Raw genomic sequence first — 16,186 nt, 5'->3', positions numbered from 1 at the left:
AAAATACGCAATAGGTGAGGTGTCACTAGACTGCCGCAATGTGTTTGGGAATCCGAAGCGCGGGGCACATTTTCGCTGTTTCCGGCGTGCTAGTCTTCCAGTCGCAAGGCGATCACAGGCCGTGCGTGAGCACGCCGGACAACTGTGTCGAAGCGGTCTCTCTCATACGAATGGTTGAAAACGCCTCGTGTGCAATAAGGCGGATCGATGCTCCGATAGCATTTAGTAAATGGTCCTTCAGAAGCACCGCCTTCCGCAGGTGAAAGCCGTCTCATCCGACAAACCCTATCCTCGGGTGGGTGCTCTTCGCATGGGCGCTACTCACGATCCAGGAGAACAAATCCGGGGAGGGGTGATGGGTAGCCAGAGCACGACAATGAAGCGGTGCACTTACATGGGCGCGATTGCAGGAACAATGATGTTCCTGGGAATCTGGCCGGTTGCACATCTCTTTCCGCCGCTCGCGCCTTCAATGCCACATGCTCAAGTAGCCCAATACTATCGCGAGCATCAGGTCGGGATATTGGTCGGTGGCATTCTTATAACCTCGGCATCGGTCCTGTTTTTCCCATTTCTCGGCGCCTTGGCGACATTCATGAAGAAAATTGAGGGTCCAATGTCTCCGCTGACCTGGTCGTTCGTGATGATCGTTGCTTATGGGTTTGTAACACTGTTTTTCGCGGGGCTTTTCTTCACCGTCGCGGCCTATCGGCTGGATCGACCAGACACCGAAATCGTCATGCTGAGCGACATTGCGTTCTTTCTGTTCGTCATGCCCGCCGTCCCGGCGTTCGTGCAGAACATTGTCACCGGTATCGTGATCCTTCAGGATCGGAAGACGGCCCCGACGCTTCCGCGATGGCTGGGTTACCTGAACCTGTGGACTGGTGTTCTGTTTCTCCCCGGCCTCGCGGTCGGCTTGTTCAAGTCGGGTCCTTTTGCGTGGAACGGCGTTCTTGCTTTTTGGCTTCCAGCTGTCGTTTTCGGCATATGGTTCAATGTGATGATCTTCGCTATGCTGGCGGCGATCAAGCGCGGTGCATTGGCCGGCGAATGACGGACAAGCAACAAACAACACCTGCGATCAAGACGCCCGCCGGTCGTATACCGGGGGAGGAAGGCGTGTGGGTCTTCATTGGCGGCGACCTCATAGTCTTCGCAGTATTTTTTATAACCTACGCTGTCGCACACCGGCAAGAATCGGCCCTCTTCGAGACATCCCAGCGATTGCTTGATCGCCACCTCGGCTTGCTCAACACGCTACTGCTGCTGACCAGCAGTCTTTGCGTAGCGCAGGCCGTCACCGCTGTCCGAAAAGGCGATCGTCGCGCACGCCACTTCCTGCTTGGTGCGATTGCACTCGGTATGGGTTTTGTCGCGGTGAAGGCTGTCGAGTACTCGGCAAAGATCGCTGAGGGGTTTACGCTCAATACCAATGCATTTTCGATATATTATTACATGTTTACCGGTATTCATCTGGTCCACGTCGTGATCGGCATCGGTGTACTGTGTTTGGCCGCGTCGCAGATCGAATCGTCCGGTCAGATGCGCGGGAGCGTGGCCCTCATTGAGGGGAGCGGTGTGTTTTGGCACATGGTCGATCTCCTGTGGATCATTCTCTTCGCGTTGCTCTACTTGTTGTGAGGGGAGCGTTAATGCCTTCAGTTCTGCAAAATCGCGCAATCATTGTCTGGACGATCTTGGTCGCTGCGACGCTCTTTTCGTTCGAAACGATGGTAGTGGGGCGTGATGGAGCCGCCCGCTGCGTGATCCTTATCGTCGCGTTCGCCAAGGTGACTCTGGTCGGGCGTGAGTTCATGGAGCTCAGGCACGCACCGAAGTATCTCCTCTGGCCGTTTCAAATATGGGTTGCGGTCCTCGGCGTGGCGCTCATCGTCTTGTTCCTGGCCTGACCGATATATTAGAACGCGTCGCCTGTTCGTCCGACGACCGTCATCCTCCTTATGCCGCTAGTAAACAAGGTTATGGCGGGGCGCTCATGAGTAATGGTCTCGACGTGACCGTATTGCAGGCGGGCGATCGAATACATCAGGTAGAAAAATAAATTTACTTTAAAAATATAAAAATCGTGGGAAGGATTTTTGTTATGGTGATCGGTCGATTGGGCTTATGTCTTGTTTTGTTGGCCGTTATTCCAAATTCGACGTGTGCTGAACGGTCCGATTTCGTTCTGGCATCGCTTGGGCAGCCGGATTTGCCGCGAGCTTACGCGTCGTACGCACCGACTTGTAATAGCCCGTGTGGTTGGGCGGCGCTCCCCTTCGCGCGCTAAGTTCCATGCACGTCGTCTCCGCCGCATGGAGCGTGTAGAACGCGTTTTGTGCAGATGGGCTGAATGCGCGATGCGCGTGCTTCAACCAGATGGCCATCGCCGGGCGGGAACCGGAGGCGAGTATAGCCATCGGCGAGCGATTCCCCTGGAAGGCGTAAGCGCAGCAGGATCAGGCTGTCATCGTCTCCAGGAACGACGATCATGCCTGCCTCTTCATCGAGGAATCTGCGTCGACCTTCGGCGAGGATTGCGGCCCCGTCGGGGCGGACCGCCAAAATCTGCCCGGCGCCCCGCGGCGTCGTTGCGGCGTCTTTCGTTTCGGCGAGTGATGACCACGGGCGCACCGCCAACAATCTAGCGGTTTGAGCGCCATCATGCTTCCGGTCGCGATGGAAAGTGCAAGCAGCGGTGCGACGACGATTCCCAAGTGGCGATGATAGCGTAACAAGGCGGCACGTGTCAGGCGAGCGGGCCATAGCCGGAAGGCGAAGGCCCGGTGCTGCCGCCACCATAGCAATACCCCGATATCACGAACGTCATCCTGAAAGGCGCGGCGATGTCAGTGATCGTTTCGCCGCATGCGCCCACCAATAGATCACGATGGAGGTTGAAGAGCCAGAGTTCGGACCTTCCCCATCGCGGCGAGGAGGAGGCCGAGGCCCCCCTCCCAACCAGCGACGAAATTGTTTGCTGAACCTTATTCGAACATCGTCGTCAGAAGCTGGTCTGAATGCGCAGGAAGGCTTCGCGCGAGCGGCCAGGATAGACGCTGGCGTAGTTCGCTGCCGACCAATATTGCTTGTTCCCGACATTCTCGATCGTCAGCCGGATCGCCACCGGCCGTCCGGCAACCTGCATCGCATATCGCGCCCCGAGATCAAATCGCGCATAGCCGGGCAGGAATACCGTGTTGACCGGATCCAGCGCGCGTTCGCCCTGGTAATAGAGCCCGGCATTGACACTGAAGCCAGGCAACGGCGTGGTATATTCGACAAACATATTCGCCTGCCAGCGTGGTACGTTGGCGGGGCGCTTTCCTTCCGTTGCCGCATCGCCGGTATCGATCTGCCTGGCATCGAGATAGGAAACGCCTGCGATCAACGCGATATCGGGCGTGACGCGGCCGTTGGCGGTCAGCTCAGCGCCGCGATGGCGTTCCTTGCCCGCCTGGACATAGTAGTTGTCGCTATCGACATATTGCAAAGTGCGATCGATCTGGAAGCCAGCGGTGGCCAAGTTGATGCCGAGAACCTCTGCCTTCGCGCCGACCTCATATTGCTTGCTACGCAGGGGATCGAGATATTGCCCTGCGTTGCGGGTGTTGTAGGGCGCGACGCCGCCCTGCTCGAACCCTTCCGAGTAGCTGCCGTAAACCGAGACGCGCGAAGTGATCTTGTAAACCAGCCCCCCGTAGGGAACGCTGACATCTTTCTGATATCGGCTGCGCGCACCGCTCGCCGGGGTGGAGATGTTGCGATAATCGACAAAGCGATAGCCAGCTATCGCGCTCAGGTGATCGCCGATATCGATCACGTCGCTGACGAAAAGGCTCAGTTGGCGGTTGTCGATCCGGTTCTTGGCCGGAGCGGTGAAGGCTGGTTCGGATGTATAGACCGGACTGAAGATGTTGCCGACCGTGATGTCCTGCCCTGCGGCATCCTTGAGTACGGCGAAACCGCCCTCGCGCGAGTCATATTGCCGCGTCGAGCCACCGATCACGACATGGTGATCGAGCAGTCCCGTCCGCACATTACCCGAAAGGAAGCTGTTGATCGACCATGCCTGATAGGACTGACCGGGCGAGAGATAGATGTCACCGCTCAGGATATTGCCCTTCGCGTCGACCGAATAGACGTCCGGGAAAGCGGCGTCGCGAACATTGCGCGAAAACGAAGCCTGGGTCGTTATACTCCACGTATCCGACAGTTCGTAATCGACCCGTCCGCCGAGGTTGACCGTCTCGGTACGGTAACGAAGCCAGGGTTGGCCGAGCAACGTACGCGGATTGAAATGGGGCGGCAGGCTGCCGTCCGGCTGCGGACCAACCACCGGCTGGGCCGCGAGCGAGCGCCACTGATAGTCGCCATCGAGGCGGATCAGGAGCCGCTCTGTCGGTTTCCAGTCGATTGCGACACCGGCGAAAAATTTGCCGAGATCGCCGGCGTGGGTGAAGTCGCCGACTTTCTCGCCTGCGACATTGATCCGATAGCCGAGCGTTCCGTCGGATGTCAGCGGCCCGCCGCTGTCGATCGCGGCATAATAGCCGTCATGCGTGCGCAATTGCGCCGTGAGTGACGTGAAAGGGTCGGCCGTCGGACGCTTCAAGATATAATTTACGGTGCCACCGGGCGAGTTTACACCATACAGGAAGCCGGACGGCCCCTTCAGCACGTCGATGCGCTCGATATTCTCCAGCGGTACGTCGAAATAAGGTGCGAGCGCGAGGCCATCGCGCCGCATGGTGTTGGTGAAATCGACCGGGAACCCTCGGATACTGATGTTGTCGAATGCGCCGCCAACCGCGTTGTCCTGAACCGAGGGATCATTCTTCATGACGTCGAGCAAGGTCCGTGCGCCCTGCGCATTGATCAGGGCGGATGTATAGGATTGCACCGACAGGGGAAGGTCTTTGGGATCTTTCGCGCCCAGGGCGCCGACATTGACGTCCGCTACCTCATAGAGTGAGCGGCGAGGCGCAGAGACGATGATGTCGGTGTTGCCGCCGCCCGTTGCGCTATCTGGCGCCGCGTTTTGGTCGGCGTTGCCGGCATCGGCGTTCGCTGCCGTGGATGAAATCGCAGCCGAAACCACGAGCGCGACTAGAGACGCCGAGCGGACAAATCCTGCCCGGGATATGAATCCCCCCTGAAAACTCACAAACCATCCTTCTTGCTAATAATAATGAGTCGCATTTGCCTTAGCTAAGGCCGTCGACAATCGTCAAGGTGGGCCCCGCGTTGACGCTAACACCTTGGCAGCCTTTCGCGACCCCTTCGCAACAACGGCAAAGTCCTCCGGAGGCCAAGTTCACAACAGCGCTATTTGCGCGGATAGGCGGCGATTTTAGATGCGCAACGCAACGCTTTGCGATGGTGTTTCAAAGCTCGAATGCGATTGCTTCGCATGACTGGGAATGCGGCCGTCCATTGTTATAAAATCCCAATGTACCTGAACGGTGCGCAAAGAGATTTGTGTCTCGAACCACGACGATGCCGCCTGTAATGTGTCAGGCGCCATGTAAAACTGGTCCCCCGTATTGCCTCACGACGCAATGTTACCAGTCAATATTATGACGTTTCCATCTCGGCCGCACCTTCGCTCCCCGTCGCGGCGGGGAGCGAAGGTGCGGCCGAGATTATCCATTCCCCTTCGAGGATAAGGCTCTTCGCCCGGATAATTCGCCAAGCCTTCACCGACCTCTGAACGGTCCGCAGATGTCTGGCGTTGAAGGTTAGGGGTGCAATTCGGATCAATCGCTCAAGAATCTCCACTGCCGGCAGAGTGGGAGCCGCCGCCAGCCATTCCCGAATTTTCTCGGCGTAGGGATCGAGCATGCTGGGCTTTGGGGTTCGAGCCTTTCGGCGGATGTAGGGTCGTCGATGCGTCGAGCGTTCCTCTCCAGACTTCCAAACGGTCTCCAAACTGCTTGCAAAGCAGGGCAGATCGATTGCTGTTGGCTTTATCGGTTCTCTGGGCAATCCTCGTTGATCAACTCGCCGACCAAGATCCGCTTGAGCCGCGCGCATCGCCGCCAGCAGTACGACTGGATCCGCTGTCATTCGCATTTTTTCGAGCGCGGCTCTCGATAAGCGTGGAAGCTCGGCTTGTTCAAGGACGCGGGACACGGGCGTCACCGGTGGGTGATAACGTTTGGTGACCTTAGCGCCGATACGCTTCTTCTCGAGAAGCTTGAAAGAGGGCTGGAATAGATTCACGTGCAACCGAGATGCTGCGTAAAGTCTGGTCAGAGCCATGACGGCATCTTGCCCTTCGAAGCGACCGTATTCAACCAACCGGCGCACGATCGCACCGTTCTTCTGCTCGACCCATGCCTGATCGTTCTTCTTGTATGCCCGGGAGCGCGTAACCTCGAGGCCTTGGGATCTGCACCAATCGACCACGAGCTCATTCATGAACACCGAGTCATTGTCAAAGTCGACCCCGCGCAAGCGAAATGGAAAGAGCTCTTGCGCCTTGTGAATGGCCTCGATCACCAAGCCGCTTTCTCTCATCAGGACCGGGATACATTCCGTCCAACCTGTGGCGATGTCGGTCAGAACAAGCGTCTGTACAAAGGCGCCACCGGCGCTCACCCCGGAGTGAGCTACGAAATCTGCTTCGACATATCCCGGTAAAGGGGCGTTCCAGTCGTTGAATGTACGAACAGGTACCGCTCGTCGGATCGCTGAGCTGGAGCCAGGCCGTCTGCGTCGCCGGCCTGCAGCCACAATCCTTAATTCTGACAACAGCCGATCTATCGTTGCGGCGCTAACGGTGAGTAACTGCGTCCGGGTCTGTTCATCGATCACCAGACTCCCGTGTCGCTCAAGGGACGGCAGCAAAAGAGGAATCATAACCTTCAGACGCTTTGAGCAAACGCGGTCCGAGGTCTCCCATAGGACTGCCAGCGCGTCGCGTATGAGTGGGCCATATATGGCTCGTGCAACCTTGGGCTTTGGTCGTCCCGCGGGCTCCCGGAGCAACCGGATCGCATGCTTCCGATGATACCCTGTCACCGCGACGAACTCATCGAGGACGCGGCTCTTCTCAGACCAGGAACAAGCCCCGTACCGCAGCCTAATCGATTCCAGCAATTCCTTGCGCGTTGCCATGCTGATCCGCCTCAACATCCCGGGCTCCCTGCCATGCTCGCTCCGGGTTGCACTTTTGCTGAGGCAACGGGCATGGCGGGTAACTATTCAGGTGAGGCAATGCGGGGGACTCTTTCCGATGTCGCTTGATATCATTCGGCCATGCGGTGCTTGAAGATACAATGTTCTTATCGCTGTCAGACCCACCAACCGCAGAACCGACGTCTCTCCTTGTAATGAAACGAGATGACGCAACTCAGTTTGGACTCGGACTGATGCCGTTGCAGTGGGATGGTAAAAGCAAAACTGCGAAGAGGACGGGGTTGTTTTTCCCTAAATGGCCGATGGAGGCCGCAGAAAATGTAAAAGGTTTCGAGTCATTGGATTGTATCGTCGCGCTGGAATGACTTAATATTTAATTTACTCGCAACACAATAAAATTCTAATATCAATGATCGCTGTGCCGTGACAATCGAAGGTTGTGTTGCGTTTCCCAATCAAATGTCGATTGGCCGGCGATGTCCGCTTGCCCCAACAAACCGGAATGGCAGAGTTGCAGCGTTTTAATCCGAATACTGCCTTTCCGGACACGCGGCAGACATTGCGGACTTACGGGAGCCAAGATAGCGGTTACAGATGACCACCCACAAGCATCGAAAAACTTCGTTTGGCCCCGATTGGGTACTCATCAGCATCTGGTTCGTGCTTTTAGGCCTTCCGGTTGCCCTGTCTTTTTTCGATCTCTGGAAGCTAGGTCCTCGGTGCGATCTCGTGCAGATGCTGATCGCTTCTGCGATTCCGCTTTGCGCTGTCGCAGTCTTCGTATTTCGCTTCCGCATCACGTTTTCTGAGACGGATTATACATATCGGCGTTGGGGAAAGACGATTGTCGTTCCCTATGCCGCTATGGAGCGCATTGAGGTGACGAACCGCACGCCGATCGGTAAAGAGCCCGTTGGCGTGTTTGTATTGACCCGAGATGGCTCGCGTTACCCGTTCTGGCCGAAGCTATTCCCCCGACGCGCCATTGATCGCTTCATGGTACTGGCGCCCGTCGCAGGATAACCGAAAGGGTGATTACCGAAACCGCTGCGGTAGAAGCCGACGGTAACCTACCCCCATCAAAGCGGAATTGCGGAATTTCAGAGTGTTAACCGGAAACCTGCCGTTCCGGACACGCCAGCGTTGACGACGTCAGTAGTCGGTGGCTTGATCCGCTAATGGACGAACTGAGCGAAGAAGCAGAAGAGCTTTGGTGCGCGGAGCAACGGCAAATAGTCACTGGCTACCTGTCTCGCGAAGGGCTTATTTCTGCGAACGTAGGGGAATGGCCCGCGTGGCATGCCGCTCCGGTGGTTGCTGTGTGGGCCGTCGAAAGCCAAAGCCGCCCAGGTTGGGTCGGATGGTGGGTAATAACGGGGGATTTGCCAACGGATTACACAACCTGCCAAGCTGAGCGCACTCCTCGTCAAGCTCTGCGCGACATAGGCCAAAAGTGGAGCGATGCCGCGAAATTGTGGGCCAGTGGAAATCGGTGTGAGAGCTTTAGCCTGGGTTCGTCGGAGCAGGAATTTGAACTTGCCCCCATGCTGGCGGCGCGAGCGACAACGCTATTGGAATGGGCATCATACGACGACTTGTGGGATGATTAGCGCGACCGCTTTCCCCAAAATCTGAGCCATTCGGGCCGGAAAGCGTGCTCCCGATTTCCTGCCGTTCAGTCAGGCGCCGTCTAAGCAAAGCTAAAGGTCGGCTTCAGGGATCATCAGAATGGCCGTTGAGCGTCTTGAATGGGCGCATAGTTGAAGTAGCGCACCAGCAGGCCATCTGGCGCTGCGAATCCCATTGACGCTTCTCCGATAGGCGATTAGGCGGCGTTCGCAGACGAAGGGCTGGTTCGCCGCTTTTCGCGTAAGCGTTAACGTCAACCAACGCACGGTATCGCAGCCACCCACGGGTGGGATGCGCGCGTGCAGGGACGTCTACGTGCGAATTAAGTCATTGAAGGCCAATCATTCGGCCGCTCTCTATCTGGGCATTGTCCTGATCGGCGCAAATCTTCGCGCTCCGATCACAAGTCTCGGCCCCGTACTTGAAGAAATCCAACGCGATCTCGGGCTTCGCGCTACCGCTGCGGGTCTCCTGAATGCGCTCCCACTTGCCATCTTCGCGTTGCTTTCACTGATCGCGCCACGGCTTGGCCGGCGACATGGTCTCGAACGAGTCCTAGGCGCATCACTGATGGCCATCCTTATAGGTACCGTCACTCGATCTATGGCTTGGCCTGGCGCAATATGGGCGGGCACGGGCGTGTTGAGCGCGGGGATCGCATTCGGAAACGTCCTCTTGCCCGCATTGGTCAAGCGCGACTTTCCGCACCGCGCTGCTAGTCTTATTGGCCTCTACGCGGCGGCGATGGCCGGTATGGCCGGGCTCTCTGCAGGGTTAGCGGTGCCGATCGCGAACACGCCTGGACTGAGCTGGCGTTGGTCGATCGGTGTCTGGGCACTGCTCACGCTCGTGTCGCTTCTAATCTGGATTCCGCAGTTCAAGCGCGGGAATGACCCGCTCGCCATTTCTTCACCGGCGAGCACGGAGTCGTTATCGCCGTGGCGTCATCCGATCGGGTGGCAGGTATCCCTGTTTTTCGCTCTCCACTCACTCGTCTTCTATTCGATCGTTGACTGGTTCGCCTCCTTTGCAGCGAGCCAAGGAATTACGAATGCGTCCGCAGGACTGATGTTGCTGGTCTATCAGGTCGTCGCTGTCGCCACCAATCTTGGATGTACCCCGCTCATCCGGCGCTTTCGCGATCAGACCGGTCTCGGGCTCGCATGTGGTCTCCTGCTAGTGGTTGGGACCGCCGGCCTCCTCCTGTCACCGGGGCTTTCGCTGCTATGGCTCGCCATCGCGGGGTTGGGTGCCGGTGTCGCGATGGTCACCAGCCTCTCGCTCTTCGGGCTGCGTACACGTGACCACCATCAGGCCGCGTCGCTATCCGGTATGGCGCAGTTCATCGGCTATGCAGGTGCGGCAGCCGGGCCTCTGCTCGTGGGGGTGCTGCACGACATGACCGGCGGTTGGCGCTTGCCGCTGATCTTTCTCGTCGCGGCAGCCGTGCTCGTAACACTGTTTGCAGCTCTTGCTGGGCGAGCGCGAACAATCGAATAAGGATTTCAATCGGACGAGGGCTCGCTGGGAGCGAAAGCGCGGCAATGTTTGTTGCGGTGCCCGGCGACGTCCTGACCAAACCCGCGTGGAGGGGCGATGCGCGGCGGCAAGGCGGCCGGCACGGCTGCCAGACTCGTCGCCAGATTGCTGCGGCCTCGAGTTTCCTTTTCGGCGCGCGGAAGCGTCTCGTGATTCCGAGGCCAATCCAGCGGCTTCCGGGACCGGGATGACACTCAATGCACCGTTTCCTGCGATCGCAGCGGCGGAACTCAACGGCCGGCGGATGCGGCATGCCAATTCGGGGAACATGCCCACCTGTCGCGCTTGGCAATGACCATCGACGCCGCTGCATGATCGCACTTGTATGATGTAGACGGGTGCTGTAAGCGCCTCGCACCGCAAAGCACGTCCGTGCTCGGTCGTAGGCGTTAACGTCAACCAACGCGCCAAACAGACGAGTCAATTTTCCGACTCCGATGATAAGGCGCGACGACGTTCAATGGTCTTTTTCTCACACCATCGCTATCAACACCGCCGATCCGTGCGTTTCGGCGGTTGGAGTCCTGTAATGCCATCTTCCCGCCCAGATCGGGTCGGAGGTGCGCAGAGTCCTGCGCTCGCTTCCGACAACCTCATTTCCATCCTCCATCGCATCGCGTCCGCACTTGAGCGCATTGCCCCACCGGCAGCATCACCTGTCGATTTGGCGAGCTCTCCTGGCTATGTTTGGGCCAGCTCCCCGCCCCGCCTTTCGCCGGTCTCGCGTATCGACTACGTACCTCTGTCCGCGCTTGTCGGCATAGAGCAGCAGAAGGCGGAGATGCTGGCTAACCTGCGCGGATTTGTGGCGGGCTCGGCCGTCAACCATATGCTGCTGTGGGGCGCGCGCGGCACCGGCAAAAGTTCGCTGACAAAGGCCGTTCACGCGGTTGTCCATGCGGAGAGCGGTGGCCGGATCTCTCTCGTCGAGGTGCCAAGGCAAGAAATTGAAACACTGCCGGACCTGCTCGAACGACTAGCCGACATCGATCGGCGCTTCCTCTTGTTCTGCGACGACCTTTCGTTCGACGACGGCGACGCAGGCTATAAGAGCCTCAAGGCGGTGCTGGACGGCGGCATCCGGGGGTGTCCGATCAACATCCTCCTGGCGGTGACTTCCAACCGTCGTCACCTGCTGCGACGCGAAATGATCGACAACGAGCGTTCAACCGCACTTCACGCCGGAGAGGCGATCGAGGAAAAGGTGTCGCTGGCTGATCGCTTCGGCCTGAGTCTGGGATTCCATAATGTCGCGCAGGACGACTATCTGGCAATGGTGGTCGGCCATCTCGGCCCGCTCGCCCACGGTTGGGACACTGATGAGCTCGCGCAACAGGCGGACAACTGGGCCCGGCGACGCGGATCACGGTCCGGACGCGTGGCGGCCCAGTTTGCCCGCCACATCGCTGCACGGCAGGGGCAAGTCGCATGTTGAACGCGACCGAAACCTCGCCGCTCGCGCTGTTCGGAAATTCGCAGGAACGAGCGGCGCGTGCGATCGCGCGCATAGCTGCGGGCCAAGGTGTAATCGTCGTCGATGACGAGGATCGCGAGAACGAGGGCGACCTTATCTATGCTGCCGATGCCCTGACTACGGAGCAAATGGCGCGCATGATCCGAGACGGATCCGGCATCGTCTGCCTGATCCTGACCGCCGCAGCGGCGGATGACCTCGATCTTGCACCAATGGTGACTGACAACACCGCGCGGAACGGAACCGCCTTCACGGTCTCGATCGAAGCGCGGGAGGGCGTGACGACCGGCGTATCGGCTGCGGATCGCGTGCAGACCATTCGAACTGCCATCGCCGCCGATGTGCGCCCCGCAGACCTCGCGCGGCCGGGGCATGTCTTTCCGCTTCGCGCCCATCCTGGGGGCTTGGCTGCGCGTCGCGGCCATACTGAAGCGTCGATCGAGTTGGCCCGCCTGGCGGGACGCGGCACCGCCGGCGTATTGTGCGAGCTGATGAACCCTGACGGCACCATGAAGCGCGTGCCCGAACTCATTCGCTATGCGCTGGAGCACGACTTCCCGATCGTGACGATCGACGATCTTGTGGCCTATCGGTTGTAAGACGTGAGCCGGTGCGCTGGACGGAATCAGGGACGAGACCAACGTCTCATGCAATACATTTCCGGAACCACAGCACCGGCTCAACCCCTTCCGGCTCGCGCGACGGATCACCGAACATCCCTATGAATGATCAATCGCAGCATTGTGGCCAAATATCGTCTCCACTCTCGAAGAGGGCACAGATACCCTTAGACCGGGCATCCAAACTTGCGGGTCTCGATGAAAGGCAGCTTTCAGACTGAGCGATTGAAAGGCTGAACGACAGGGTTCGGGCGATTGCCGTCCTGCTAAGGTGATCGAATACGCCTGTCTGCTTCGGAAAGATACGGTCGGAAAGGCGAGAACGAGTTTCGCGCCTTTCCGTGTGGATGTGATCGAGTCCGGCTGCTGCCACCTCAAGCCGCTGATATTGAATTCGACTGAGCGATCACCTGCTGGAGGCAGTGCTCGATGCGATGGCCGATTGCCGGGCCGGCTCGGGTTCGAGTGCCGGGGAAGGGGGGCTGGTGATCGATGCCTCAGCCCTCATGACGCTGGGCGATCACGAAGTGAGCTTGCGGGAACGCGCGACACCGTGCGTGATCACGCCGCACATCGGCGAGATGGCGGCCTTACTGGAGCGCGAAGCAGCCAATGTCGAGCGTGACAGGGTCGCTGCCGCACGCGAGGCAGCGGCTCGCTTCAATGCCGTCGTCGTATTAAAGGGCGCCACCACGCTGATCGTGGACCCAGCCGGCCCATGTTTCGTGTACAGCGGCGGGAATGTCGGCCTTGCGACCGGCGGATCCGGCGATGTGCTTGCAGGAATTGCAGGCGCGTTGCTTTCTCGGGGGCTGCCCCCGCTGGAAGCCGCGCTCTGGGCAGTCTGGGTTCATGGAGAGGCCGGCCGACACTGTGCGGAGGCGACCGGGCCGGTGGGCTACCTCGCCCGCGAACTGTTGACTGCAATACCTCGGCTAATGGCATCAGCGCCGAGCGCAAGAGGCGTTCCGAACGATGCAAATCGCCCCAATGACGACGCATCCAAGTCGAAAGCAACGTCCAGAGCCAGATGACTTCTGTCCGGACCATCTATTTTCCGCAGTTGACGCGCCTGAAATGAGACCAACGAAAATGAATGGTCGCCGTTTCAGCACCGGATAACCTCGGGTGGAAGATAAGCTTCTATTTCTCCAGACAATGCCGAGGCGAGGAAGCAGATGGGTATCCCACTCTCGAAACCTCCGGAACGACGCGGCGGCCCGCGAATTAAAGGAGTCTGCCTGAAGGAGAGGACAGATGGCTGCACGTCCATACTGGAAAGGCCAGATCCGCCTGGCGCTCGTTTCGATCCCTGTCGAGATATATTCCGCCACCAGGAGCGGAGCCACGATCGCCTTCAATCAGATTCACGAGCCCTCGGGCCAGCGCATCAAATACGAAAAGGTCGTGCCCGGCATCGGTCCCGTGGACGTCGAGGACATCGTCAAAGGGTTCGAGTATGCCAAGGGAGAATATGTCTTGCTCGACGAGAAGGAGATCGAGGGCGTTAAGCTCGAGAGCAAGAAGACGCTCGAGCTGACCCAGTTCGTCGATGCGCATGATGTCGACATGATCTATTTCGATAAGCCCTTTTACGTCGTGCCGGCCGACGACCTGGCAGAGGAGGCGTTCATCGTTCTTCGCGAAGCGCTGCGGCGCACCCGTAAGATAGGGTTGGGGCAACTCGCCATGCGCGGCCGGGAGTACGTCGTCAGCATCAAGGCCTGCGGGCGCGGCATGGTGATGGAGACGCTGCGCTACGCCGACGAGGTCAACAAGGCGACGAGCTATTTCCGCGACATCGGCGATGCGGATCCCGACGAGGAGTTGCTCGACCTGGCTACCACGCTGATCGACAAAAAGACCGGCAAGTTCGACGCGGCCGAATTTCACGATCGCTATGCCGATGCCCTCAAAGAGCTCATCGAGCGCAAAAAGAAGGGCAAGACCCTCAACATCGATTCCGACGACGGCGGCAAGGATCCGCGCGGCTCGAACGTCGTCGATCTGATGGCGGCGCTCAAAAACTCGCTCGGCAGCACGGGCAGGGCGGCGCCCAAAACGACTGCCAAGAAGCCAGCCGCTAAGAAAGCTGCGAAGCCCGCCGCCAAGAAGCCGGCCACCAAATCGGCTGCGAAGCCATCGACGCGCAAGCGGGCCTGAGCCGTGAGGGAAAGCCTAGATCATCCCGCCCCAGGGCTTGGGGACGATGATGCCGCTTTCGCCGAAGGGGCGATAACGCTTTGGGCCAACCTCCTGACACTGATCGGAACGCATCTTCGCGAGACAGGCATGCCGCGACAGGAGGTGCTCGACATGCTCGCTATGCTGCACGAGACAAATGAGGAGACCATCCGCTCGCCACGCGCCCGCGCAGTGGCGTCGCGGCACCTGATGTCGGTTTATCGTGCTCTCGGTGAAGCCTGATTGCTCAGCCATTTGGCCCAAAGCGCCGGCGCCCGGGATTTCGCAGGTGCCGGAAATGGTCCTTGATACGCGCGTTGAAGAACGTCCCTGCAGAAGGTGCTCTGCGGAAGGCCTCAAAGAGGGACGCAGGCACGTCATAGTAGAGATAGTCGCCGGTCTGGTAGAAAGAGATCCTGAGGGTCCCGGCCTCGTCATCGTAGGCGATGTGATCGATCATCGAGGAGTGAGCGAAGCGGTGCGTGCGCATATCCTACCGATCGCACGGAGCAGCGGCTCGTTCCCGGCTCAGACTCGATCCGACTGCATCTTAGGGAAGATGGCCAATGCTGAGTTCGATAACCCGCGAAAATCCGACTTCGGGTCAGTAGCCCCGGATTTCCACTAAATGGCGCTGGCAAGCGACGATCAGCTGCGCGAGATGGCCCAGCATCGCGGGCTCAAGCTGCTGCGCTCCCGGCGGCGCAAGCCCGGCGTCGGTGACTACGGCAAGTATGGGCTGACGGATGAAAGTGGCAAGGCCCTTCTTGGTGTCGGCGAAAACGGGCTAACCGCCAACGCGCAGGATATCGAGGATTTTCTGCGTGCAAGCGAGCTTGGCACATGGAAGCAATCCGCCGAGGCGACGCCGCAGCGTTCACAACAGCCGAAAAAGCCTCCAGCGCCCGAGCCCGACGATGAAGATGCACCTGTTCGGCGGCGCTCCGGGCAGCGCCCGCGCCGCCGAACGGCGTCTGGTGCGGATAATCCGTCGCCTGGCAAAAAGGAACTAGCAGGTGGAACCCGCTCAAAACCGGCTTTGAGGCTCGTTCCCCAATCCAGACCGGCGCAGGAGAAACTATCCCGGCCCACCGAAAAGCCCAGATCAAGGAACGAGTCCTCGCCGGAACCCGTACCCGACCCAGTGCTGGTTGTCCGTCCAGCCGCCACCGCCGATAGCGAGGAGCTGGCGGCGCTGCTCAATCAGCTTTCCGGCGTGGCGATTGAGCCAAGCGAGGTGGAAACAAATCTGGCCATCGTCCGAAAGGCGAAGGCCGGGTTGATCGTGGCCGAGCTCGGTGGGCTCGTGGGTTGCTGTGAGTGGTCGATCATTCCGTCTGTCCATCACGGTGCGCTGGGCCGCCTGATCGTGCTTGTCGTCGATAAAGCGCATCGGCGGCGGGGCATCGCAACGGTCATGCTGGCTGAGGCGCAGAAGGCGCTGGCGAAGGCTGGATGCATGCAGGTCGAGGCGCTGAGCGATATCACGATCGATAACAGTCATAATTTCTTTCGCTCGCTCGGCTTTGAACAAACAAGCTATCGTTTCATCCGCGACCTCGGAGAATAGGGAAAGGCGGCGAGGGAACGAGTT

At 59.0% G+C, this 16,186-nt stretch carries 15 protein-coding genes; 11 read left to right on the top strand and 4 right to left on the bottom strand.

Annotated elements, in window-relative coordinates:
• Positions 1-229 precede the first annotated feature (229 nt).
• From AC1VVM_RS22820 to AC1VVM_RS22810, 3 genes are read left to right on the top strand one after another with little or no spacing between them, the layout of a single operon-like run.
• Positions 230-1,057 carry a hypothetical protein gene (locus tag AC1VVM_RS22820; RefSeq protein ID WP_482956615.1) on the top strand — a complete coding sequence of 276 codons (828 nt, stop codon included), beginning with the start codon at positions 230-232 and terminating at the stop codon, positions 1,055-1,057.
• Positions 1,054-1,644 carry a cytochrome c oxidase subunit 3 gene (locus AC1VVM_RS22815; RefSeq protein ID WP_482956614.1) on the top strand — a complete coding sequence of 197 codons (591 nt, stop codon included), beginning with the start codon at positions 1,054-1,056 and terminating at the stop codon, positions 1,642-1,644. The genes AC1VVM_RS22820 and AC1VVM_RS22815 overlap by 4 nt, the downstream gene beginning before the upstream one ends.
• Positions 1,645-1,655: 11 nt before the next feature.
• Entirely contained in the window at positions 1,656-1,913 is a 258-nt protein-coding gene (locus AC1VVM_RS22810) for a cytochrome C oxidase subunit IV family protein (RefSeq protein ID WP_482956613.1), read from the top strand.
• 579 nt (positions 1,914-2,492) lie between these two features.
• On the opposite strand, the gene AC1VVM_RS22805 is transcribed toward AC1VVM_RS22810, so the two are convergent.
• The 3 genes from AC1VVM_RS22805 to AC1VVM_RS22795 form a co-directional block, all read right to left on the bottom strand.
• The gene (locus AC1VVM_RS22805) at positions 2,493-2,810 is read right to left on the bottom strand and encodes a hypothetical protein (RefSeq protein ID WP_482956612.1); all 318 of its coding nucleotides are present in this window, start codon (positions 2,808-2,810) and stop codon (positions 2,493-2,495) included.
• 197 nt (positions 2,811-3,007) lie between these two features.
• Positions 3,008-5,170, bottom strand: coding sequence for a TonB-dependent siderophore receptor (locus tag AC1VVM_RS22800; protein ID WP_482956611.1), 2,163 nt, complete (start codon positions 5,168-5,170; stop codon positions 3,008-3,010).
• 410 nt (positions 5,171-5,580) lie between these two features.
• Positions 5,581-6,822, bottom strand: coding sequence for an integrase catalytic domain-containing protein (locus AC1VVM_RS22795; protein ID WP_482956610.1), 1,242 nt, complete (start codon positions 6,820-6,822; stop codon positions 5,581-5,583).
• A gap of 918 nt (positions 6,823-7,740) precedes the next feature.
• Here AC1VVM_RS22795 and AC1VVM_RS22790 point away from each other — a divergent pair.
• The 7 genes from AC1VVM_RS22790 (at position 7,741) to ku (ending at position 14,571) form a co-directional block, all read left to right on the top strand.
• A complete protein-coding gene (locus tag AC1VVM_RS22790; RefSeq protein ID WP_482956609.1) occupies positions 7,741-8,169 on the top strand; it encodes a hypothetical protein in 429 nt (142 codons plus the stop codon).
• A 155-nt stretch (positions 8,170-8,324) separates the two neighbouring features.
• Entirely contained in the window at positions 8,325-8,756 is a 432-nt protein-coding gene (locus AC1VVM_RS22785) for a DUF4826 family protein (protein ID WP_482956608.1), read from the top strand.
• Between the two features lie 349 nt (positions 8,757-9,105).
• The gene (locus tag AC1VVM_RS22780; RefSeq protein WP_482956607.1) at positions 9,106-10,275 is read left to right on the top strand and encodes a CynX/NimT family MFS transporter; all 1,170 of its coding nucleotides are present in this window, start codon (positions 9,106-9,108) and stop codon (positions 10,273-10,275) included.
• Positions 10,276-10,774: 499 nt separating this feature from the next.
• Positions 10,775-11,749 carry an ATP-binding protein gene (locus AC1VVM_RS22775; protein WP_482956606.1) on the top strand — a complete coding sequence of 325 codons (975 nt, stop codon included), beginning with the start codon at positions 10,775-10,777 and terminating at the stop codon, positions 11,747-11,749.
• Positions 11,743-12,387, top strand: coding sequence for a 3,4-dihydroxy-2-butanone-4-phosphate synthase (ribB, locus tag AC1VVM_RS22770; RefSeq protein WP_482956605.1), 645 nt, complete (start codon positions 11,743-11,745; stop codon positions 12,385-12,387). Before AC1VVM_RS22775 ends, ribB begins: the two co-directional genes overlap by 7 nt.
• A 443-nt stretch (positions 12,388-12,830) precedes the next feature.
• Positions 12,831-13,442 carry an ADP-dependent NAD(P)H-hydrate dehydratase gene (locus AC1VVM_RS22765; RefSeq protein ID WP_482956604.1) on the top strand — a complete coding sequence of 204 codons (612 nt, stop codon included), beginning with the start codon at positions 12,831-12,833 and terminating at the stop codon, positions 13,440-13,442.
• Positions 13,443-13,665: 223 nt separating this feature from the next.
• Positions 13,666-14,571, top strand: coding sequence for a non-homologous end joining protein Ku (gene ku, locus AC1VVM_RS22760; RefSeq protein ID WP_482956603.1), 906 nt, complete (start codon positions 13,666-13,668; stop codon positions 14,569-14,571).
• A gap of 268 nt (positions 14,572-14,839) precedes the next feature.
• Here the strand turns inward: ku and AC1VVM_RS22755 are convergent, their stop codons facing one another.
• Entirely contained in the window at positions 14,840-15,082 is a 243-nt protein-coding gene (locus tag AC1VVM_RS22755; RefSeq protein WP_482956602.1) for a KTSC domain-containing protein, read from the bottom strand.
• A 138-nt stretch (positions 15,083-15,220) separates the two neighbouring features.
• On the opposite strand from AC1VVM_RS22755, the gene AC1VVM_RS22750 reads away from it, so the two are divergent.
• Positions 15,221-16,162 (top strand): GNAT family N-acetyltransferase, encoded by a 942-nt coding sequence (locus tag AC1VVM_RS22750; RefSeq protein WP_482956601.1) that lies wholly within the window; start codon positions 15,221-15,223, stop codon positions 16,160-16,162.
• Positions 16,163-16,186 lie beyond the last annotated feature (24 nt).

The sequence above is a fragment of the Novosphingobium sp. BL-S-33 genome, from assembly GCF_056857025.1.
The sequence above is the reverse complement of the archived record's forward strand: the minus strand, read 5'-3'. Positions and strand labels throughout refer to the sequence as shown.